The sequence below is a fragment of the Sphingomonas sp. BRN-1R genome (genome assembly GCF_057748035.1).
Map to the genome: position 1 here is coordinate 3,289,595 of NZ_CM173236.1, position 20,381 is coordinate 3,309,975.

Here is a 20,381-nt window from a genome sequence, read left to right on the forward strand (position 1 = left end):
GCGTCAGCGCGTGGCCGGTATCAGCGCCGGAACAGCGTCTCGGCGGTTGGCTCGGCCGGGGTGCTGCCTTCGCTCTCGCCGCGCGCGGCCTGCTCGCGCTGGGCGCGCAGTTCGGTGATGAGCGCCTCGCGATCACCTTCCAGCCGCGTGTCGACCGGCGCCTCGATGCCCGCCGCCTTGGCCGCCTTCGCCACCGCCGCGTCCAGCTCGCGCTGCGTGGTCAGACCGAGCGTGACCGGGTCCTTCGGCGTGATGTTGGCGATGTTCCAGTGGCTGCGGTCGCGGATCGCCGCGATCGTGGTGCGGGTGGTGCCGATCAGGATGCCGATCGCGCCGTCTGAGATTTCCGGGTGGTTGCGGATGATCCAGGCGATGCCGTCGGGCTTGTCCGATCGCTTCGACACCGGCGTGTAGCGCGGCCCCTTGGTACGGCGGACCTGCTCAGGCCCTTTCAGCATCTGGAGCCGGTAGTCGGGGTTGGCCTGCCCCTTCTCGATCTCCTCCAGCGTCAGCTCGTGCGCGCGCACCGGGTCGCGCCCGGTCAGCTTGGTGGCGGCGGTATCGTCCGCGATCGCCTGAATCTCGAGGATGTGCAGCCCGCAGAATTCAGCGATCTGCTCGAACGAGAGCGCGGTGTTGTCGACGAGCCAGGACGCGGTCGCGTGCGGCATAAGCGGCTGGGCCACGAGATACTCCTTAGAAACGGAAAGGGCCGCCCCTCCCGGAGCGGCCGCAGCAATGCACATGACTTACTGCGGATGGCGCGCCGGAGCAAGCGCCACCGAAAAAGAGGCGCGATTACGCGGCGATCGCCTCGCCTTCAAGCCCGACCGGTGCCAGCGCCTTGAGGAATTGCCGCGCGCTCGCCTCCCAGGTGAAGCTGCCGCCATAGGCGGCGCAGGCGGCGCGGTCGAGCGTCAGCGCCTGCGCGATCGCGGTGTCGAGATCCTCGTCCATCACGCCGACGCCCGGCTTCAAGACGTCGAGCGGCCCCGTCACCGGATAGGCGGCGACGGGCGTGCCGCACGCCATCGCTTCGATCATCACCAGCCCGAACGTGTCGGTGCGGCTCGGGAAGACGAATACGTCCGCCGCCGCATAGGCTGCGGCAAGCTCCGCGCCGAACCGCGCGCCGAGGAACGTCGCGTCCGGATAGCGTGCCTCCAGCGCGGCGCGCGCCGGCCCGTCGCCGACGATCACCTTGGTGCCGGGATGCGTGGCGGTGAGGAACGCCTCGATATTCTTCTCGATCGCGACGCGCCCGACATACAGCAGGATCGGGCCGGGCAGCGCGCGCAACGCGGGATCGGCAACGGTCGCGGGCGAGAACAGCGACAGGTCGACCCCCCGCCCCCATTCGCGGACATGCGTGAGATCATGTTCCTTGAGCGTCGCCTCGATCGAGCGGGTCGAGGCGAGGATCGCCTGCGCGGGCGCGTGGAACCAGCGGATGTAGCGCCACACCCACTCAGGGTTCACCCCGGTCCGCGCCGACACGTAATCGGGGAATTGCGTGTGGTAGGCAGTAGTGAACGGAAACCCCTGCGACAGGCACCAGCGCCGCGCCGCCAGGCACACCGGCCCTTCGGTGGCGAGGTGGATGGCATGCGGGTTGAACTCCGCGAGCATCTTGCCGACCCCCGACGTGCTGGCGAGCGCGAGGCGGATCTCGGGATATGTCGGGCAGGGCAGCGAATAGAATTGATCGGGCGAGACGACCAGCACCTCGTGCCCCTGCCGCTCCAGCTCGACGCGGACCGATTGCAACGTGCGGACCACCCCGTTGACCTGCGGGCTCCACGCATCGGTGGCGATCGCGATCCGCACCCGCGTCAGGCCGCCATCATCTCAATCTTCGCCGGCGCCTCCGCATCCGCTACCCGCGCGGCGATCTCGTCCGCCCAGTGCAGCACTTCCATGCGGCCGTCGAAATGCTCGACCAGCGCGGTACATCCCTCCACCCAGTCGCCGTCGTTATAATATTCCACGCCGCCGATATCGCGCACCTCGGCGGTGTGGATATGGCCGCACACCACGCCGTCGACGCCACGCGCGCCCGCGGCTTCCGCGATCACCTGCTCGTACTTCGAGATGAATTCGACCGCGTTCTTCACCTTCGCCTTCGCATGTTTGGACAGCGACCAATATGGCAGATTGAAGCGGCGGCGATAGGCGTTCACCAGCCGGTTCAGGGCCATCAGCGATTCATAGGCAACATCGCCAACATGCGCCAGCCACCTGTGCGCGAGTGTGATCGCGTCGAACTCGTCGCCGTGCAGCACCAGCAGCCGGCGGCCATCGGCGGTGGTGTGGATCGCCTTGCGCTTGATCGACACGCCGCCGAAACTGAGGCCGGAGAACTGGCGCATCACCTCGTCATGATTGCCCGGGATATAGACGACCTCGGTGCCGCGCTTGGCGCGTTTGAGGATGCGCCACACCACGTCGTTGTGCGCATCGGGCCAGTAGAACTTCTTCTTCAGCCGCCACCCGTCGATGATGTCGCCGACCAGATACAGGGTATCGCTGTCGACATGGTCGAGGAAGTCGATCAGCATCTCGGCATTGCAGCCGCGCGTGCCGAGATGAATGTCGCTGATCCAGATCGTGCGGAAACGCCGCCGCTCGGTCGGGGCATGCTCGGGAATCGACGGCTTGGAATTGGCGAAGTCGGCGAAATCCGCGACCGAGCCATCGCCCGGGAGCATATCCATCGCAATCCTGGTGACAGCGTCCATGCGGCTTCCCCGGTCCAGTCTGGGCTGAGAACGCACTATGCCGCGCGTTTGTTACAGCTTGTGGCGGATGGGATGACAGCCGCGTTACGCGGTGATGGCGATATGCCCCGGCTGCGCCGCTACTCGTGCAAGCCACGCCGAAACGGCCGGGTAGCGCGACAGGTCGAACCCGCCTTCATGCGCGACATGCGTATAGGCGTAGAGCGCGATGTCGGCGAGCGTGAAGCGGGCGGCGGCGAACCAGTCGCGCGCGGCGAGATGCGCCTCCATCAACGCGAGCGCGGCATCGCCGGCGGCGTGTCGCGTGGGCAGTTGCGCGCGCTGCGCGTCGGTAAGGTTGCCCAAGCCGACCATCGCGCGCCAGAAGCGCAGCATCGCGACATTGGGTTCGTGGTTATACTGTTCCCAGAACATCCAGCGCAGCATGTCGGCATGGTCGAACCGGTCGGACGGGATCAGCGGTGATCCATGCGCGAGCCAGACGCAGGCGGCGTTGCTTTCGGGCAGAAACGTGTCCCCGATCTGAAGCACCGGGATGCGGCCGTTGGCGCTGACGGTTCGCAGGAACGCCTCGGTGCGGGTTTCGCCAGCGAGGATGTCGTATTCGCGCCGGTCGAGCGTCGCGCCGATATGCGCGGCGGTGAGACGGATTTTGTAGCAATTCCCCGAATTGGCATATTCGTGCAGGATCAGATCGGTCATTCGCCACCCCCTTCGTCGGCCCGCAGTATCGCGGCGTGTGGGGCAAGAGCAAACAAGCGGCGGTGAGCGATCGACAAGCACGCCTTATCGAAATGGTCGAACCCGCTCCCCGGCCTTCGCCGGAATCCGGCCTTTCAGATCACCCCCTCCGCCTCACGCTTGCGGCGCGCGGCACCGATCTCGAACCACCCCCAGCCGGCCAGCGCGAGCGGAAACACCCAGCCCCAAACATGCCGCCACCAGGCGAAGCGCTGTGACGACAGCGGCTTCGGGCCCGGCAGCTTTACCTTGCGCATGTAGTCATCGCTCACCGGCGCATAGACGTATTCGCGCAGCGTTTCGTAATAGACCACGTAGCCGTCATCCTTGCGGAACCCGTAGGGCGCACCGAGGATGCTCGTCTCGACCACCGAATAGCCGAAGCGCAGCCGCTCGGGCGGGGCGAGGGCTGCGGGTTGCGCGGTGGCCGGCGCGCTGCCGCGCTTGGGCAGATGGACGCCATATTGATCGAGCGCCTCGGCATAGCCGCCGGGTGCGGCCGACGTCGCGATGCTGGTGCCGGGCAGTATCAGCGCGCGGCTGCCGATCAGGCGCGGGCGATCGGTGAAGGTCAGCACCGCGACCGCGCAGAGCACGATCACCCCGAGGATCGCGCTGCGCAGATGCCGGTCCTGCGCCACGATCGGGTCGGCGGGCAGATCGGCGGGCGCCACGGCTCAGTCCGCCAGCGTCAGCACGATCTTGCCGATGTGGCTCCCCTCCTCCATCCGCCGGTGCGCGTCGGCAGCCTCGGCGAGCGAAAAGCTGCGGTCCATCACCGGGCGCAGCTTGCCCGCTTCGATGTGCGGCCAGACGGTGCGGCTGAGTTCGTCCGCCACCAGCGCCTTGAACGCGGCGTCGCGCGCGCGCAGCGTCGATCCGGTCAGCGTCAGGCGGCGGCGCATGATCTCGAAGATCGGGATTTCCGCCTTCGCGCCGCGCTGTACCGCGATCGAGACGTGACGGCCATCGTCGGCGAGGCATTTGAGGTTGCGCGGCAGATAATCGCCGCCGACCATGTCGAGCACCGCCGCGACGCCCGCGCCGCCGGTGATCCGGCGGACTTCCTCCACATAATCCTGCGCGGCATAATTGATCGCATGATCCGCGCCGAGCCCGAGCGCGGCGGCGCATTTCGCATCCGATCCGGCGGTAACGATGATGGTCAGCCCGAACAATTTGGCGAGGCTGATCGCCATGGTGCCGATGCCGCTGGTGCCGCCGTGGACCAGCACGGTGTCGCCCTCGATCGCATAGGCGCGCTCGAACAGGTTGGTCCAGACCGTGAACAACGTCTCGGGCAAGGCGGCCGCCTCGACCATCGAGAGCGCCTCCGGCACCGGCAGGCACTGGCCGGCAGGCACCGCCGCATACTCCGCATAGCCCCCGCCCGCGAGCAGCGCGCAGACCGGCTGGCCGATCATCTCGGGCGCGACGCCCTCGCCCACAGCTATGATTTCGCCCGAGATTTCGAGGCCCGGGATCGAGGAGGCGCCCGGCGGCGGCGGATAGCCACCCTGACGCTGGAGCACGTCGGGCCGGTTCACCCCGGCGGCGTGGACGCGGATCAGCACCTCGCCCGCCGCCACCTGCGGCACCGGCCGCTCGACCACGCGCAGCACCTCCGGCCCGCCGGGTGCATCGGGATCGATCGCCCGCATCGTCGTCGGTATCGTGTTCATCATCCGCCGCCCCACTTCCGCCGGATTGGACCCCGTAGTGGACCTTATTGACATCGCGCGGCCATCGGTCAACGATCCGGACATGGACTTCGACGAGATTCTCGCGAAAAACTCCGACGATCCGCTCTCTCGGTTGGCGCGGCAGGATCTCGAACGCCTGTCTGTGGACGAACTGACCGCGCGGATCGCCTTACTCGAGGCGGAGGCGGCGCGAAGCCGCCAGCAGATCGAACGCGCGACGAAGCACCGCGCCAGCGCAGACGATCTGTTCAGGAAGTGACAGCGCCCGCCAGACCGGGCGGCGAACGCGAAACTCAGGCGGGCAGGCGCATTTCAAGTGCTTGATGCGAACCCCCCGCCTTCCAACATAGTCGGAAAGGGCCGCGCGTTCGCTTGCGGTCCGCATGGAGTAAACTGATGCCCTCTTTCGCCTCCGCGCTGGAAACCACGCTCCACAAGGCGCTCGAAGCCGCGTCGTCGCGGCGCCATGAATATGCCACGCTCGAGCATCTGCTGCTCGCGCTGGTCGACGACGAGCATGCCTCTAAGGTGATGTCCTCGTGCGGGGTAGATCTCGGCGAGCTCAAGACCACCGTCGCGCATTACCTCGATACCGAACTCGAAGCGCTGAAGGTCGATACCGCGACCGATCCGTCGCCGACCAGCGGCTTCCAGCGCGTCGTGCAGCGCGCGATCCTCCACGTCCAGTCGTCGGGTCGCGACGAGGTGACGGGCGCCAACGTGCTCGTCGCCCTGTTCTCCGAACGCGAGAGCTATGCCGTCTACTTCCTCCAGCAACAGGACATGAGCCGTCTCGATGCCGTCAGCTTCATCTCGCATGGCGTCGGCAAGGGCGGCGCCGCTCCCGAGGCGCGCGAAGTGAAGGGCGCGGAGGAGGAAAAGCCCAAGGCGGAGTCCAAGGGCAAGGCGGAATCTGCGCTCAAGCAGTTCACCGTCGATCTCAACGAAAAGGCCAAGAGCGGCAAGGTCGATCCGCTGATCGGGCGCGGGCCCGAGGTCGATCGCACCGTGCAGATCCTGTGCCGCCGTTCGAAGAACAACCCGCTCTATGTGGGCGATCCCGGCGTCGGCAAGACCGCGATCGCCGAGGGCCTCGCGCGCAAGATCGTCGAGGGCGACGTGCCCGAGGTGCTGCTGCCCGCCGTCATCTACTCGCTCGACATGGGCGCGCTGCTCGCCGGCACGCGCTATCGCGGCGATTTCGAGGAGCGCCTGAAGGCGGTCGTCAACGAACTTGAGAAGCTGCCGCACGCGGTGCTGTTCATCGACGAGATCCACACCGTGATCGGTGCGGGCGCGACCAGCGGCGGGGCGATGGATGCCTCCAACCTGCTCAAGCCGGCACTGTCGGGCGGCACGATCCGCTGCATCGGCTCGACCACCTACAAGGAATTCCGCAACCACTTCGAAAAGGATCGCGCGCTGCTGCGCCGCTTTCAGAAGATCGACGTGAACGAGCCGACGATCGAGGACACGATCAAGATCCTGTCGGGGCTGCGATCCGCGTTCGAGACGCACCATTCGGTCAAATACACGCCCGACGCGATCAAGGCGGCAGTCGAATTGTCGGCGCGCTACATCAACGACCGCAAGCTGCCTGACAAGGCGATCGACGTGATCGACGAAGTCGGCGCGATGCAGATGCTGGTGCCAATCGCAAAGCGCAAGAAGACCATCACCACGCGCGAGATCGAAGCCGTGATCGCGACGATGGCGCGCATCCCGCCGAAATCGGTCTCGACCGACGACACCAAGGCGCTGGAAAGCCTCGAGACCGATCTCAAGCGGGTGGTGTTCGGCCAGAACGACGCGATCGAGAAGCTCGCCTCGGCGATCAAGCTCAGCCGCGCCGGCTTGCGTGACCCGGAGAAGCCGATCGGCAACTATCTGTTCACCGGCCCGACCGGCGTCGGCAAGACCGAGGTCGCCAAGCAGCTCGCCACGATCATGGGCATCCCGCTCCAGCGCTTCGACATGTCGGAATATATGGAGCGGCATTCGGTCAGCCGGCTGATCGGTGCGCCTCCCGGCTATGTCGGGTTCGATCAGGGCGGCCTGCTCACCGACGCGGTCGATCAGCAGCCGCATTGCGTGCTGTTGCTCGATGAGATCGAGAAGGCGCATCCCGACCTGTTCAACATCCTGTTGCAGGTGATGGACAACGGCCGCCTGACCGACCAGCACGGCAAGACCGTCGATTTCCGCAACGTCATCCTCATCATGACGACCAATGCGGGCGCGGCGGACATGGCGCGCGAGACTTTGGGTTTCGGCACGCTCACGCGCGAGGGCGAGGACGAGCAGGCGGTGCAGAAGATGTTCTCGCCCGAATTCCGCAACCGGCTCGATGCGATCGTGCCGTTCGGCTACCTGCCGACCGAGGTTGTGGCGCGGGTGGTGGACAAGTTCATCCTCCAGCTTGAATTGCAGCTGGCGGACCGGGGCGTCCACATCAACCTCGACGACGAATCGAAGACCTGGCTCACCACAAAGGGCTATGACCGGTTGTACGGTGCGCGCCCGATGGGCCGTTTGATCCAGGAAAAGATCAAGCAGCCGCTCGCCGAGGAGCTGCTGTTCGGCAAGCTGGTGCATGGCGGCGAGGTCAACGTGAAGATGAAGGACGGCGCGCTCGCCTTCGAGATCACGCCGGCGGCGCCGAAGAAGCCCAAGAAGGGCAAGCTCGCCAAGATCGAAACGCCGACCGAGTGACGGTCAGCCGGCAGGTCGGGGCCCGCGCCCCGACCTGCCGGTTTGCGTTTCAGCGAATGTCGGCGCGAGCCAGCACCGCCTGCCCGGGCACCCGATCCGCCTTGTCCACCAGGCTCGCAACCTGCGGCTGCGTTCCGTTCAGCGCCTTGCTGCGACATGCGGAAAACTGGGCCATGTCGCGCAGGCTCGCGCCCGACGGCATCGGGCAGACCGACATGATCGCCCAGCCGATGCGGCGCTCCAGCGTCTTGCGGCCGGCGGGCTGACGAAGATCGAGGTCGGACGTATCGACCCGCTTTACGCGCGCCTCCCCGAACTGGGCAGGCACATCCGCCGCGGCGCTGGCGCAGCCGAGCGCGAAGAACAGCGGCACGACGGCCGCGACGATGATTTTGTTGAGCATCCCTTTTCTCCGGTCACGTGGCATCGCCCCGCAAAATGCGGGCGATTTCATCACGATATCGCGACCTGAGCAGGCGACCGTCCCTCTTGCGGCGATCATCTCGCTTGCTCGGGCGAGCGCCTAAGCCTGTTATATTGCAAGTACAAGACGGTTTTGGATGAAACTTCGGACGCTGATCGCGCGCTTTTCGTAAACTATTCTTGTAAGATGCTTTGCCGCCCCGCTATTTTTTCAAACCGCGCTTTATGCTTATCTTTGCAAGCCTCGGTGGTTTACCGAGGCGGCGCAGCGGGTTGCATGTCGCGCTGCAAATATCTCCAAATCGGACCACACCCGGCAAAATTTACCGGTTGTTGTTCCTGATCCCCTAACCGTTCGAACCGATGTCGCGGCACCCGCTCCTCCGCTGTCTCGTTTCGCTCCTCGCGGCGATCGTCGTGCTATGCGGCACACCCGCCGCCGCGCGGACGACCGTCGGCCCGGTCGGCGTGCCGATTCAGGCGTGCGTGTTGCGCGACGCACCCGGCCTCGACGCCGCCACGCTGATGCGCACGCCCGGCCGGTTCGACTGCGCGACCCCGCAGGTTCGCTTCGGTGACGGCGATTTCTGGGTGATCAGTCAACCGCTCGACGTCGCCGCGGGTTCGGGCCGGCTGGCGGTACGATCGGCGAGCGTGTGGCAGCGCGCCGTGACGATTCACGCCTTGTTCGCGGACGGCACGATCGCCACGATCCGCACCGACGATCATAGCGCGACGCGCACGATGCGGCTGGGTGCGTTCTTTCAGGATTGGCTGCCGTGGCGTCCCATACCGGTGGTCCGGCTGCTCTGGCATGTTCAGGGCGTGCAGAACATTCGCGGCATCCTGCTCGCGCCGACGATCGCGTCCGGTGCGGAGGTCGCGCGTTCCGACACGCGGCTGGCGATGCTCTATGCCGCGACCGGCGGCGCCTGCGCGGCGCTGTTGCTGTTCAATCTCGGGCTCGCCTATGCGCTGCGCCACCGCTTCATGCCGTTCTACTGCCTGATGATGATGGCGCTGATCGGCTATGAGCTCAGTTCGTCGGGTGCGCTCGTCTGGTTGATGCCGTGGCTCGCCAATTCGGCACGGATGCGGGTGAATTACGCGCTGCTCGCGCTGATCGGCGTGTCCGCTCTCGCCTTCCTGCGCAACTTCTTCGAACAGGGCGTCGTGACGCAGCGTATCAAGCGCATCGGCGTGATCGCCAGCGTCGCGGTCGGCCTGCCCGCGCTCGGCATCGCCACGCTCGCGCCGGTGGGACTGCACGCCTTCGACATGGCGTACGGCGTCGGCTTCCTGTTGCTGCTCGGCTCGGTCGTGCCGATCCTGCATGCCGCGTGGCGGCAGCATAGCACGTTCCTGCCGTTCTTCACGCTCGCCTGGTCGGTGCCGATCACGCTTGCGCTGCTGCGCGCGGTCTGGGGCCTGTGCGGCTGGCCGTATGATTTCTGGCTCGACAATTCCTCGGTACTGTCGATGACGCTCGAGGCGCTGCTGTCGAGCCTCGCGATCGGCCACCGCGTGCTGCTGCTCACGCGCGAGCGCGACAGCGCACGCGAACAGGAAATCGCCGCCCGGCTGCTCGCCGACACCGATCCGCTGACCGGGCTGCTCAACCGGCGCGCCTTCCTGCGCGGCGCGATCGGGCAGGAGGGCGATTTCACGCTGCTGCTCGCCGATCTCGACCATTTCAAGCGTGTCAACGAGACGATCGGCCACGATGGCGGCGACGAGGTGCTGCGCATCTTCGCGCGCACGCTGCGCCAGTCGTTCCCCGCCGACACGCTGATCGCGCGGATCGGTGGTGAGGAGTTCGCGGTGGTGATCGCCAGCGCGCGCGCACCGCAGGCGGAGGACATCCTCGACCGCCTGCGCCGCGCGCGGATGCCGTTCGACCTGACGGTGACGGCGAGCATCGGCACCTGCACCGGCCCGCTGCTGCGCGAGGCGGATTGGAAGGTGCTGTACCGCTCGGCCGACGCAGCGCTGTACGACGCGAAAACCGCCGGCCGCGACCGCGCGCGTGCGGCCAGCCCGCAACGCTTCGCCGCCTGACCCTCGGCTTGTCGCGGCGTCGCGGTTAGGGTAAACGGCGGCGCGGGAGAACAAGACATGCGCAACCGGCGGATCGCACTCTGTGGGGGACTGGCGCTGCTGCTGGTCGCGGGCGCGCGTCATCCATCCGCCGATCTGCGCATCCAGTTGCATGATCCGGCCGACCTCGCGCCGCACCGCGTTCAGGCAGCCATCGACCTGGGGATCATGGCGGTTTCGGTGCTCGTCACCTGGACATCGCACCGCTTCGTTTAGGCGCGCCGGCGAAGGCAAGATTTGATGCTGCACGCGACGGGCGTTAGGCCTGCGCGATGATCGATCTCGACAGCTTCATCACCGGCCTGCCCAAGGCCGAACTCCATCTTCATATCGAAGGCAGCCTCGAACCCGAGCTGATGTTCGCGCTGGCCGAGCGCAACGCCGTGCCGATCCCGTTCAGCACGGTGGACGAGGTGCGCGCCGCCTACGCCTTCGGCAACCTTCAGGATTTCCTCGATATCTATTATGCCGGTGCCGACGTGCTGCGCACCCAGGCGGACTTCCACGATCTCGCCGCCGCCTATTTCGACCGCGCCGCCGCCGACGGGGTGGTCCATGCCGAGATCATGTTCGATCCGCAGACCCATACCGATCGCGGCGTGGCCTTCGGCACGGTGATCGCAGGGCTGCTGTCGGGCATGGCCGAAGCGGAGACGAAGCACGGCATCACCAGCAGCCTCATCATGAGTTTCCTGCGCCACCTGAGCGAAGATGCCGCCTTCGCGACGCTTGCCGCGGCCGAGCCGTGGCTCGACTGGATCGCCGCGGTCGGGCTCGACTCGTCCGAGGTCGGCCACCCGCCCGAGAAGTTCGCGCGCGTGTTCGCCGCCGCGCGCGCGAAGGGCCTGAAGCTGGTCGCGCATGCCGGCGAAGAAGGCCCGCCTGCCTATGTGTGGGAGGCGCTCGACGTGCTGCACGTCGATCGGATCGACCACGGCAACCGCGCGCTGGAGGACGATGCGCTGGTCGCGCGGCTCGCGGCGGAGGGGATGACGCTGACAGTGTGCCCGCTCTCCAACCTCAAGCTGTGCGTCGTGCCCGAGATCGCCGCGCACCCGATCGACCGAATGCTGGCGCTGGGGCTGAAAGCGACGATCAACTCGGACGATCCCGCCTATTTCGGCGGCTATGTCGGCGACAACTACCGCGCGATCGCGCCGGTGGTCGGGCCTGCGGGGCTGGCGACGCTGGCGCGCAACAGCTTCACCGGATCTTTCCTGCCCGCCGAGGCGGTGGCGGCGCATCTCGCCCGGCTCGATACGTTCGTGGCGGCGGCATGACGCGTCAGGTTGCCGTGCTCCCGCGCAGGCGGGAGCCCAGAGCCCGAAGCGCCGGCGCCCTGTTGCGCTGGGCTCCCGCCTGCGCGGGAGCCCTGTTTCTGTTTGCGCTTTTTCTCAGCATTGGCGTTGCCCACGCCGACACGCCCAAACGCAAGGTCATCATCGACGACGAGGGCTTTTAGCTCATGCACCTGATGTTGCTCGCCGATCCGGGCGTCGAGGTGCTCGGGCTCACCACCGTGTCGGGCAACGTCTGGGCGAACCGCGCGACCGCGCTGGCGCTGAGAGGGCTGGAGATTGCGCACCGCAGCGACGTGCCGGTGGTGCAGGGCGCGACCTATCCGCTCGTCAACACCGAGGCGCAGACCGACCGGTGGGAGGCGCTGTACGGCAAGCTGACGTGGCGCGGCGCATGGGCCAAGCCCGCGACCGCGCCCGACACTGCGGTCGACCTGCCGGGCGGCAACCCGACTCACCGGCAGGCGGACGAGATCGCCGCCAATTTCCTGATCCGCATGGTGCATCGGTATCCCGGCGAGGTGACGATCCTCGCCACCGGTCCGTTCACCAACCTCGCGCTGGCGCAGCGGCTCGATCCGGCGTTCGCGGGGCTGGCGAAGGAGCTGGTCTATATGGCCGGCAGCCTCGCTCCGCAGGCGGACGGTGCCGCCGCCACCGCCTTCGCGCGCGATTACGTCAACACGCCGCGCCGCGAATTCAACGCCCGCTTCGATCCCGAGGCGGCGAGCATCGTCGCGCGCGCGCCCTGGCGGCGGATCGTGGCGGTGCCAGTCGATGCGGCGACCGCGACGCAACTCACCCCCGCGCTCCGCGACCGGCTGGCCAAGGCCGCGTCGCCCGAGGTGGCGAAGTTCATCGCGGCGCAGGAGCCGGGCTTGCCGCTGTGGGATGAGACCGCCGCGGCGGTGTGGCTCGATCCGTCGATCGTGACGCGCAAACAGACGCTGTACGCCGATTACGACACCGCGTTCTCCGCCGGGTATGGCGACATGCTGACGTGGCCGGCGGGCGACCAGCCCGGGCTCGGCGAGCGGCCCGCCGAGGTGGTGCGCGCGATCGACCCGGCGAAGCTGGAGGCGCTGCTCGCGCGCGAGATCGGGCGGAAATAGCCAGCCAGCCGAAGGACTCCGGACGAACGGCTCAGCGACGGTCGAGCCACGCCCGCAATGCCGCATTCACCGCCTTGGGCGCCGCCCACGGGATGAAATGCCCCGCGTCGAGCCTGACCAGCGTCAGATCGGGCACGAGCGCATCGAGCCCGTCGAGCTGCACCGGCAGCAGGTAGCGGTCGCGCATGCCCCAGATCACCAAGGTCGGCTGGGTCACCAGCGGCGCGGGGGCGTCGCCCTGCCCGGTCATCGCACCCGCCGCGCGATACCAGTTGAGCATGCCGGTCATCGCGCCCGGCTGGCTCCATTCGTCGAGATGCGCCGCCCGGTCGCGCCCCACCGCCAGCGCGGCGAGCCGCTGGACGAGGCGACTGCCGAGCACGCTCGCCAACAGACGCGAGCGATCGAGCCGGGTGCGGCGGATGAAGCCGATATAGCCGCTCGCCTTCGCCTGCGCCGGGTCGGCGAGCGTGCGCGCGAACAGCACCGGATGCGGCGCGTTGAGGATCGCCAATCGCGTCACCCGGTCGGGCCGCGTCATCGCCGCGCCCCACGCGATCGCCCCGCCCCAGTCGTGCCCGACCAGCGTGAAGGTCTCGCGCCCGAAATGGTCGGCGAGCGCGAACACGTCGGCCATGATCCGCTCGGGCGCATAATCACTCACCGCCGCCGGCTTGGACGATCGCGCATAGCCGCGCTGGTCGGGCGCGATGACGAAATGCGTCTTCGCCAGTTCGGGGATCTGATGCCGCCACGTCCGGTGCGACTCCGGGAAACCATGCAGCAGCACGATCGCCGGTCGTGCCGGATCGCCCGCGACCTGAACGTCGAGTTCGACGCCGGTGGCGAGCGGCACGCGGATCATGGGTAGCTGACCGTCAGCGGCACCTCGGGCAGCGGAATCCACTCCGTGTCGTCGCCCGGCACCTTGGGGAACGCGCCCGCCTTCCACGCCCGCTTGGCCTCATTGATCCGCTCGCGGCTGGATGAGACGAAGTTCCAGAAGACATGGCGTGGGCTGGCAAACGCCTCGCCGCCCGCGAGCATCACCCGCCCACCGGTCTCGGAGCGCAGCGTCGGCGTGGTGCCCGGCCGCAGCACGTAGAGCGTTATCGGCTCGAGCGTCATGCCGTCGAGCGTCGCTTCGCCGAGCGCAACGTAGATCGCGCGCTCGTCGGCTGCCGCGTCGATCGGCACGCTGCCGCCGGGCGGCAGCACGATATCGGCATAGATCGTCTGCGCATAGGTGGTGGTCGGCGCATGCAGGCCCCACAGGTCGCCCATGATGACGCGCGCCTCCACGCCGCCGTCGCTCAGCACGGGCAGATCGCCGGCGGGCTGATGCTCGAACGCCGGGTCCATCTCCTCGTCCTTCTCAGGGAGCGCGAGCCAGGTCTGGATGCCCGACAGTTCGGGGCCGCCCGCGCGCTCGTCAGCGGGGGAGCGCTCCGAATGGACGATGCCGTGCCCCGCCGTCATCAGATTGACCGCGCCCGGCTCGATCCGCGCGTCGCTGCCGATCGAATCGCGATGTTCGATCGCGCCGCCGAACAGATAGGTGACGGTGGCGAGATTGATATGCGGATGCGGGCGCACGTCGATCCCCTGCCCCGCATCGAGATGCGCGGGCCCCATCTGATCGAAGAAGATGAACGGACCGACCATCGTGCGGGGCTTGGCCGGCAGCGTGCGATGCACCTTGAACCCGCCGAGATCGTGCGTGGTCGGCAGGAGCGTCTGGAGGATGAGGTCTTGCGTCATGATGTCTCCAGCGTGGCGAGCAGGTCGAGCAGGTCGGTCGGGAAGATCGGCTCGGCGAAGCCGGCAATCTCATCGCGCGCGAACCAGCGCCATTCCTGCATCACGCGTTGTTCGAGCGGGGTGTGGCCGCTGGTGTCGACCTCGACCGTTTCGGCCTGGACGAGGAAATAGCGTTCGTCGGCGGTGACGGGAACGCCTTCGAGCGTGATGAAATCGGCCACACGACGCGCGACCTCCGCGCCCGGCTCGGCGACGATGCCGGTTTCCTCGAACAGTTCGCGCCGCGCCGCCGCTTCGTAGCTCTCACCCGGATCGACCGCGCCGCCCGGCGTGCACCAGAACGGCGGCCGGTCGGCGGGGTTGAAGCGGAACAGCAGGATGCGCCCGTCGCCGTCGATCAGCAGGATGCGCGCGGCGGGACGGGCGATGCGCGTCGTCATGCCGCATCCAGCTCGGGATAATGGCGGAAGATGCCGTCGGTGTTGAACGCGATGCGCCGGTCGCTGGCGAGGTACGCGGCGATGCCGTCGATCGCCGCCACCCGGTCGCGCAGCGCGATCAGCTTGGGATAATCCCGCTCGATCGCGGCCATGCGCCTGGGGAACATGTAGCGTAGCCCCTCGACGATCTGGAACAGCGACGTGTCGCCGTAGCTCCACGCCGCGCCCATCAGCCAGTCGCCGGCATTGGCGCCGAGCGCGGCCTCGAAATAGCCGAGGAACTTGGGCATCCGCGCCTCGCGGAACTGCTTGGCGGCGCGTGCGGCTTCCGCCTTCTGGTCCTCGTAATAGTCCATCATCGCGACCGGGTGGTGGACGTTGTGAGCCTCCGCCACGAGATCGGCGATCGTCAGTTGCACCGCGTTCAGCCATTGCCGGTCGGCCAGACCGGAGGGGCTGAGCTTATGTTTCTCGCCGAGATAGGCGAGGATGTTGGCGACCTGCGAGACCACGCCCTCGTCGGTTTCCAGATAGGGCGGCGCGAACGCCCCGCGCGTGTCGGCATGGCCCGCGAGGTTCGCCATCATCGCCTCGGCGCCCTGTTCGCGCGCGAGGTCGGCATAGGCAATCCCGCCAGCTTCCAGCGCCAGCCGCACGAACTCGCCGCGCCCCTGGATGCCGGGCCAGTACCACAGCCTGTACGTCATCTCATTCTCCCGGCGCGCGAGCCTTTATCGCCAGCGCGTGGATGCGTTCGGCGAGCAGCTCCGCCAGCGCCTGATTGACGAGCCGCTGCCGCTGAACGCGCGAGAGGCCGACAAAGGCCGCACTCTCGACGATCACGGTGAAATGCGATTCGCCCGAACGGTCGTCGCCCATGTGGCCGGCATGGTGGTGGCTGTCGTTGACGACCTCGAGCTGCGACGGCTGGAGGGCGGCGGTGAGACGGGCGGCGATCTGATCGGCGACGGACCCGGTGGCGAGCGTGTTCATCGCGCCTATATACGCGGTTTAAGCATTTCAGGGAGCCGGCGTGGCACGCCAGACCGAAAAGAAAGACCGACCCGGCATCCGCTTCCACGGTCGCGTGGAAGGCAGCGGGCGCGTGTGCGACGAGCCGGGCTGCGATCTGCCCGGCGAGTTCCGCGCGCCCGCCGAAGGCCCGCGCAACGACTTTGAAGGGCCGCGCCCGTACCGCTGGTTCTGCCTGGAGCATGTCCGCGCCTTCAACGCGCGCTACAACTTCTTCGCGGGCATGAGCGCGGACGAGATTCACGACGCGCAGCGCCCCTACGGCGGCTGGGAACGCGAGACGCGCGCCTTCACCGGCAACGGCGGCGCCGACCGGCCGCCGAAATGGGCCGACTTCGCCGATCCGCTCGACGCGATCGGCGCACGCTTCCGGGGTGCTACGGCAGCAGCGGCGACGCGCGCGGACGGCAAGCCGCTGTCCGAGCCCGACCGCCGCGCGCTGAAGGTGCTCGACCTGCCGACCGACACCGACCGGCGGGGCTTACGCCAGCGCTACGCCGAACTGGTGCGGCGCTACCACCCCGACCGCAACGGCGGCGACCGCAGCTTCGAGAAGAAGCTGCAAGACGTGATCGCCGCTTATACGCAACTCAAGAGCGCGCCCGCGTTCGCGTGAACGAAGCCGTCGCCCCGGCGCAGGCCGGGGCCGCCGCGTGAGGGAACGCAGCGCCCGCCCCCTAGCGGCCCCGGCCTGCGGGCCCCATCAAAGCAATACTTTGATGGGGCCCTGCGCCGGGGCGACGTGGTGTTCAGCCGTTCGCCTCCGCCAGCGCGGCGAGCTGATCGGCCACCGCGCCCCAGCCGCTCTCGAACCCCATCGCCTCATGCTGCGCCTTCGCCTCGGCGGTCCAGTGGCGTGCGCTCGCGGTGTAGCGGGTCTTGCCGCCCTCGCCGGAGAATTCGAAGACGCCGGTCATGAACGGGGTCTGCGGCACCCATCCGGCCGCATAGGCATCGGTGAAGACGAAACGCGCGCCCGGCACCACTTCGAGGAACACGCCCTCCTGCGCGTGCGCCTCGCCGTTCGGGCCGCGCATCACCATCGCCGAGCGGCCGCCCGCGCGCCAGTCCAACGCCACGATCTCGGTCGTCCAAGGCCTGGGGCACCACCACTCGGCCAGCCGTTCGGTCGCCACGGACCACACCACACCGACCGGCGCGTCGATCAGCCGCGTGACCGACAGGTCGTTGCTCGCGCTCATGCCGGCTCTCCCGCCCGTGCCGCCTCGATCGCGGCGATGTCGATCTTGCGCATCGTCATCATCGCCGCCATCGCGCGGGCCGCGGCGGCGCGGTCGGGATCGGCCATCGCCGCCATCAGCGCGCGCGGCACGATCTGCCACGACACGCCGAAACGGTCGCGGCACCAGCTACATTGGCTCTCCGCACCGCCGTTCGAGACGATCGCCTCCCAATAGCGGTCGGTCTCGGCCTGATCGTCGGTGAAGATCTGGAACGACACCGCTTCGCTGAACGGCTTGCCCGCGCCGCCGTTGAGCCCGAGGAAGCGCTGCCCGCAGACGGTGAACTCGACCGTGAGCACATCGCCCGCCTTGCCCGCCGGATAGTCGAGCGCGGCACGCTGCACGGCGGTGACCGCTGAATCGGGAAAGACGCTCGCGTAGAACGTGGCGGCTTCCTCGGCCTGTCCGTCGAACCACAGGCAGGTGGTGATCTTGCTCATGCCCGCGCCCCCGACACGAAGCCGACCGACGCGCCTTGCGGATCGCGCGCGACGACGATCCGTTCGCCGCCGGGCACCTCCATCGGCCCCATGACGACGGTGCCGCCGCCCGCCCGCACCCGCTCGGCCGCAGCATCGGCATCGGGCACGCGGAAATAGAAGGTCCACGCCACCGGGTGTTCGGGCGACTGGCGGTTCATCATCGCGCCGATCCGCGTCTCGCCGACGTCGAGGAAGCTGTAATCGCCCCCCGGCCCCATCGCCATCGCCTCGTTCGAAACCCAGCCGAGCAGATCGTGGTAGAAGGGCAGCGCCTCGGCGGCATCGCGCGTGGCCAGCTCGTTCCACGCGCAGCGCATCGGCAGCGTCGGCGAGAAGCAGGTGCTCGGCTGGTCGCCCATCGCCGGATCGGGCGTCATCAGGTAGAAGACCGCGCCCTGCGCATCCTCGACCAGCGCGATCCGGCCGACCTGCGGCAGATCGAACGGCCCCATATGCGTGCGCCCGCCCGCCGCGAGAGTGTCGGCCGCCTTGGCATCGACATCGGCAACGTGGAAATAGGCGAGCCACACCGGGCCGCCGGTCGGCGATTGAGCCGTCTCGACCAGACCGCCGATGCCGACACTCTCCGCATTCCAGATCGTATATGCCCCACCCGGCATCTCGAACGTGGTGGTCGTCCAGCCGACGATGTCGCCGTAGAAGCGTTTGGCGCTTTCGGCATCGCCGGTGACGAGTTCGTACCAGATCGGCATTCCGTACGGCGTCGGCATTGTCTCTCTCCCGCTGGGTGATCGTGTGACGATCAGCCGCCGTGGGCCGATGGCATCGCGGCCACATCCATCCACATCGGCCCGAACGCATAGCCGTCGAGATCCTCGAACGCGCGGCTGTACATATAGCCTTCGTCCTCCGGGCCATGCACCTCGCGCGCCCCGGCGGCGAGCGCCGCTTCGGTGAACGCGTCCACCCCGGCGCGATCGTCGAACGACAAGGCGAACAGCGCGCCGCTCGTCGTCCTGGCGTCGATGATCGTCTTGCTGGTGAACGTGGCGTAGAAGTCATGGCTCATCAGCATGACGTGAATCGCGTCGGACCAGATCATCGCGGCGGCGCTGTCGTTGCTGAACGCAGCGTTCCGAGTAAAACCGATCGCTTCGTAAAAGGTGGCGGAGGCAGCGACATCGGCGACGGGCAGGCTTATGAAGATCATCTTGGTCATGGCCAGAACCCTCCTCCTACGAATCGTTTCTCTGTGTCAGACGATCTTGCCATCATCCACGTCCGCTATGAAACCGGAAAGTGGCAAACGCCGGCGCGACGATGCGTCCGGGACCGTGACGGCTTGACGCGGACCGATATCGTTCGCACTGAACAAAGCGAAGTGCCGTTTGCGCGCGCGATGCGTTAGGGGGCTTCGCGACAGCTCACAACACGGTACGTACGCCCATGACCGACATCCCCAACACCCAGCCCGACAGCCGCGAGACGACGATCCTCGACGCGCCCGATCACATGGCCAAGGTCCGCGATCTGTTCGGCATCGATTCGGACATGGAAGTCCCCGCCTTCAGCGAAGCGGACGAGCGCGTGCCCGATCTCGATCCGGCCTATGTGTTCGACAAGGATACCACGCTCGCGATCTGCGCGGGCTTCGCGCACAACCGTCGCGTGATGGTGCAGGGCTATCACGGCACAGGCAAATCGAGCCATATCGAGCAGGTCGCGGCGCGGCTCAACTGGCCGTGCATCCGCATCAACCTCGACGCGCATATCAGCCGCATCGATCTGGTCGGTCGCGACGCGATCGTGCTCAAGGACGGCCAGCAGGTGACGGAGTTCCGCGAGGGGCTGCTGCCCTGGGCTTTGCAGACGCCGACCGCTCTGGTGTTCGACGAATATGACGCCGGTCGCCCCGATGTAATGTTCGTGATCCAGCGCGTGCTGGAAACCGAGGGCAAGCTGACCCTGCTCGACCAGAATCGCGTGATCCGCCCGAGCCCATGGTTCCGCCTGTTCGCCACCGCCAACACGATCGGCCTCGGCGACACGAGCGGGCTGTATCACGGCACGCAGCAGATCAACCAGGGCCAGATGGACCGCTGGAACATCGTCGTCACGCTCAACTATCTGCCCGCCAAGGTGGAAGCGCAGATCGTGCTGGCCAAGTCGGGCGAGTACGACAAGCCCGAGGGCAAGCAGACCGTCGAGCAGATGGTCAAGGTGGCGGATCTCACCCGGCGCGGCTTCATGAACGGCGACATCTCGACCGTGATGAGCCCGCGCACCGTCATCACCTGGGCGCAGAATACGCTGATCTTCGGTGACGTCGGCTTCGCGTTCCGGCTGAGCTTCCTCAACAAGTGCGACGAGGCCGAGCGGCCGCTGGTGGCGGAATATTACCAGCGCGTGTTCGGCAAGGACTTGCCCGAGAGCGTGACAGCGAAGGGTTGATCGAAGCGGAAACGAGCGCAGCTTTTCCGGCGAGGGAATGTAGCAATGCCAAGGAAGCCGATCTTCATCGACGAGGCTGTCGCTCGGCGGTCCTTGGCCGTGTTGGTGGGCCGCGCACATTTCGGTCAGGAAATCATTCTGACGCGCGGTGGTGCGCCCTTCGTGCGGATGGTTTCAAATCTAGAT

General features: G+C 67.4%; 24 protein-coding genes. 8 read left to right on the forward strand and 16 right to left on the reverse strand.

Annotation, left to right across the window (positions count from 1 at the left end; genetic code table 11):
* Positions 1-20 precede the first annotated feature (20 nt).
* The 6 genes from AC3ANX_RS15375 to AC3ANX_RS15400 form a co-directional block, all read right to left on the reverse strand.
* Complete coding sequence (locus AC3ANX_RS15375; RefSeq protein WP_488334130.1) at positions 21-686, reverse strand: cell cycle transcriptional regulator TrcR; 666 nt, start codon at positions 684-686, stop codon at positions 21-23.
* Positions 687-798: 112 nt separating this feature from the next.
* The gene (locus AC3ANX_RS15380; protein ID WP_488334131.1) at positions 799-1,827 is read right to left on the reverse strand and encodes a glycosyltransferase family 4 protein; all 1,029 of its coding nucleotides are present in this window, start codon (positions 1,825-1,827) and stop codon (positions 799-801) included.
* 5 nt (positions 1,828-1,832) lie between these two features.
* Positions 1,833-2,738 (reverse strand): UDP-2,3-diacylglucosamine diphosphatase, encoded by a 906-nt coding sequence (locus AC3ANX_RS15385; RefSeq protein ID WP_488334132.1) that lies wholly within the window; start codon positions 2,736-2,738, stop codon positions 1,833-1,835.
* A gap of 84 nt (positions 2,739-2,822) precedes the next feature.
* Positions 2,823-3,440: a glutathione S-transferase family protein gene (locus AC3ANX_RS15390; RefSeq protein WP_488334133.1), complete on the reverse strand. Its 618-nt coding sequence runs from the start codon at positions 3,438-3,440 to the stop codon at positions 2,823-2,825.
* Positions 3,441-3,574: 134 nt separating this feature from the next.
* Positions 3,575-4,153, reverse strand: coding sequence for a hypothetical protein (locus AC3ANX_RS15395; protein WP_488334134.1), 579 nt, complete (start codon positions 4,151-4,153; stop codon positions 3,575-3,577).
* A 3-nt stretch (positions 4,154-4,156) separates the two neighbouring features.
* On the reverse strand, positions 4,157-5,161 hold the full coding sequence (locus AC3ANX_RS15400) for an NAD(P)H-quinone oxidoreductase (RefSeq protein ID WP_488334135.1): 1,005 nt from the start codon (positions 5,159-5,161) through the stop codon (positions 4,157-4,159).
* A gap of 82 nt (positions 5,162-5,243) precedes the next feature.
* On the opposite strand from AC3ANX_RS15400, the gene AC3ANX_RS15405 reads away from it, so the two are divergent.
* Positions 5,244-5,441, forward strand: coding sequence for a DUF1192 family protein (locus tag AC3ANX_RS15405; RefSeq protein ID WP_488334136.1), 198 nt, complete (start codon positions 5,244-5,246; stop codon positions 5,439-5,441).
* Positions 5,442-5,578: 137 nt separating this feature from the next.
* Positions 5,579-7,894 (forward strand): ATP-dependent Clp protease ATP-binding subunit ClpA, encoded by a 2,316-nt coding sequence (gene clpA / locus AC3ANX_RS15410; RefSeq protein ID WP_488334137.1) that lies wholly within the window; start codon positions 5,579-5,581, stop codon positions 7,892-7,894.
* 49 nt (positions 7,895-7,943) lie between these two features.
* On the opposite strand, the gene AC3ANX_RS15415 is transcribed toward clpA, so the two are convergent.
* Positions 7,944-8,396, reverse strand: a complete 453-nt coding sequence (locus tag AC3ANX_RS15415) for a UrcA family protein (protein ID WP_488334138.1) — start codon at positions 8,394-8,396, stop codon at positions 7,944-7,946.
* 284 nt (positions 8,397-8,680) lie between these two features.
* Between AC3ANX_RS15415 and AC3ANX_RS15420 the strand changes: the two genes are divergently transcribed.
* The 4 genes from AC3ANX_RS15420 to AC3ANX_RS15435 all read left to right on the forward strand — a co-directional run bounded on the left by AC3ANX_RS15420 (position 8,681) and on the right by AC3ANX_RS15435 (position 12,824).
* Positions 8,681-10,375 carry a GGDEF domain-containing protein gene (locus AC3ANX_RS15420; RefSeq protein WP_488334139.1) on the forward strand — a complete coding sequence of 565 codons (1,695 nt, stop codon included), beginning with the start codon at positions 8,681-8,683 and terminating at the stop codon, positions 10,373-10,375.
* Between the two features lie 57 nt (positions 10,376-10,432).
* Positions 10,433-10,630: a hypothetical protein gene (locus tag AC3ANX_RS15425; protein WP_488334140.1), complete on the forward strand. Its 198-nt coding sequence runs from the start codon at positions 10,433-10,435 to the stop codon at positions 10,628-10,630.
* Positions 10,631-10,686: 56 nt separating this feature from the next.
* Positions 10,687-11,694 (forward strand): adenosine deaminase, encoded by a 1,008-nt coding sequence (locus AC3ANX_RS15430; protein ID WP_488334141.1) that lies wholly within the window; start codon positions 10,687-10,689, stop codon positions 11,692-11,694.
* A gap of 185 nt (positions 11,695-11,879) precedes the next feature.
* Entirely contained in the window at positions 11,880-12,824 is a 945-nt protein-coding gene (locus AC3ANX_RS15435) for a nucleoside hydrolase (protein ID WP_488334142.1), read from the forward strand.
* A gap of 31 nt (positions 12,825-12,855) precedes the next feature.
* Here the strand turns inward: AC3ANX_RS15435 and AC3ANX_RS15440 are convergent, their stop codons facing one another.
* Genes AC3ANX_RS15440 through AC3ANX_RS15460 form a run of 5 tightly spaced genes read right to left on the reverse strand, consistent with a single transcriptional unit; the run spans position 12,856 to position 16,018 of the window.
* Entirely contained in the window at positions 12,856-13,689 is an 834-nt protein-coding gene (locus AC3ANX_RS15440; protein WP_488334143.1) for an alpha/beta fold hydrolase, read from the reverse strand.
* The gene (locus tag AC3ANX_RS15445; protein ID WP_488334144.1) at positions 13,686-14,585 is read right to left on the reverse strand and encodes a pirin family protein; all 900 of its coding nucleotides are present in this window, start codon (positions 14,583-14,585) and stop codon (positions 13,686-13,688) included. The genes AC3ANX_RS15440 and AC3ANX_RS15445 overlap by 4 nt, the downstream gene beginning before the upstream one ends.
* Positions 14,582-15,025: an NUDIX hydrolase gene (locus tag AC3ANX_RS15450; RefSeq protein WP_488334145.1), complete on the reverse strand. Its 444-nt coding sequence runs from the start codon at positions 15,023-15,025 to the stop codon at positions 14,582-14,584. Before AC3ANX_RS15450 ends, AC3ANX_RS15445 begins: the two co-directional genes overlap by 4 nt.
* Positions 15,022-15,732: a glutathione S-transferase gene (locus AC3ANX_RS15455; protein WP_488334146.1), complete on the reverse strand. Its 711-nt coding sequence runs from the start codon at positions 15,730-15,732 to the stop codon at positions 15,022-15,024. Before AC3ANX_RS15455 ends, AC3ANX_RS15450 begins: the two co-directional genes overlap by 4 nt.
* Position 15,733: 1 nt before the next feature.
* Positions 15,734-16,018, reverse strand: coding sequence for a BolA family protein (locus tag AC3ANX_RS15460; RefSeq protein WP_488334147.1), 285 nt, complete (start codon positions 16,016-16,018; stop codon positions 15,734-15,736).
* Positions 16,019-16,058: 40 nt separating this feature from the next.
* Between AC3ANX_RS15460 and AC3ANX_RS15465 the strand changes: the two genes are divergently transcribed.
* Positions 16,059-16,673, forward strand: coding sequence for a J domain-containing protein (locus AC3ANX_RS15465; RefSeq protein WP_488334148.1), 615 nt, complete (start codon positions 16,059-16,061; stop codon positions 16,671-16,673).
* A 133-nt stretch (positions 16,674-16,806) separates the two neighbouring features.
* On the opposite strand, the gene AC3ANX_RS15470 is transcribed toward AC3ANX_RS15465, so the two are convergent.
* From AC3ANX_RS15470 to AC3ANX_RS15485, 4 genes are read right to left on the reverse strand one after another with little or no spacing between them, the layout of a single operon-like run.
* A complete protein-coding gene (locus AC3ANX_RS15470; RefSeq protein WP_488334149.1) occupies positions 16,807-17,259 on the reverse strand; it encodes an SRPBCC family protein in 453 nt (150 codons plus the stop codon).
* Positions 17,256-17,741 (reverse strand): VOC family protein, encoded by a 486-nt coding sequence (locus AC3ANX_RS15475; protein WP_488334150.1) that lies wholly within the window; start codon positions 17,739-17,741, stop codon positions 17,256-17,258. Before AC3ANX_RS15475 ends, AC3ANX_RS15470 begins: the two co-directional genes overlap by 4 nt.
* Entirely contained in the window at positions 17,738-18,514 is a 777-nt protein-coding gene (locus AC3ANX_RS15480) for a VOC family protein (protein ID WP_488334151.1), read from the reverse strand. Before AC3ANX_RS15480 ends, AC3ANX_RS15475 begins: the two co-directional genes overlap by 4 nt.
* A gap of 32 nt (positions 18,515-18,546) precedes the next feature.
* Entirely contained in the window at positions 18,547-18,963 is a 417-nt protein-coding gene (locus AC3ANX_RS15485) for a VOC family protein (protein WP_488334152.1), read from the reverse strand.
* Positions 18,964-19,190: 227 nt separating this feature from the next.
* On the opposite strand from AC3ANX_RS15485, the gene cobS reads away from it, so the two are divergent.
* Complete coding sequence (gene cobS / locus AC3ANX_RS15490) at positions 19,191-20,195, forward strand: cobaltochelatase subunit CobS (RefSeq protein WP_488334153.1); 1,005 nt, start codon at positions 19,191-19,193, stop codon at positions 20,193-20,195.
* Positions 20,196-20,381: the final 186 nt, after the last annotated feature.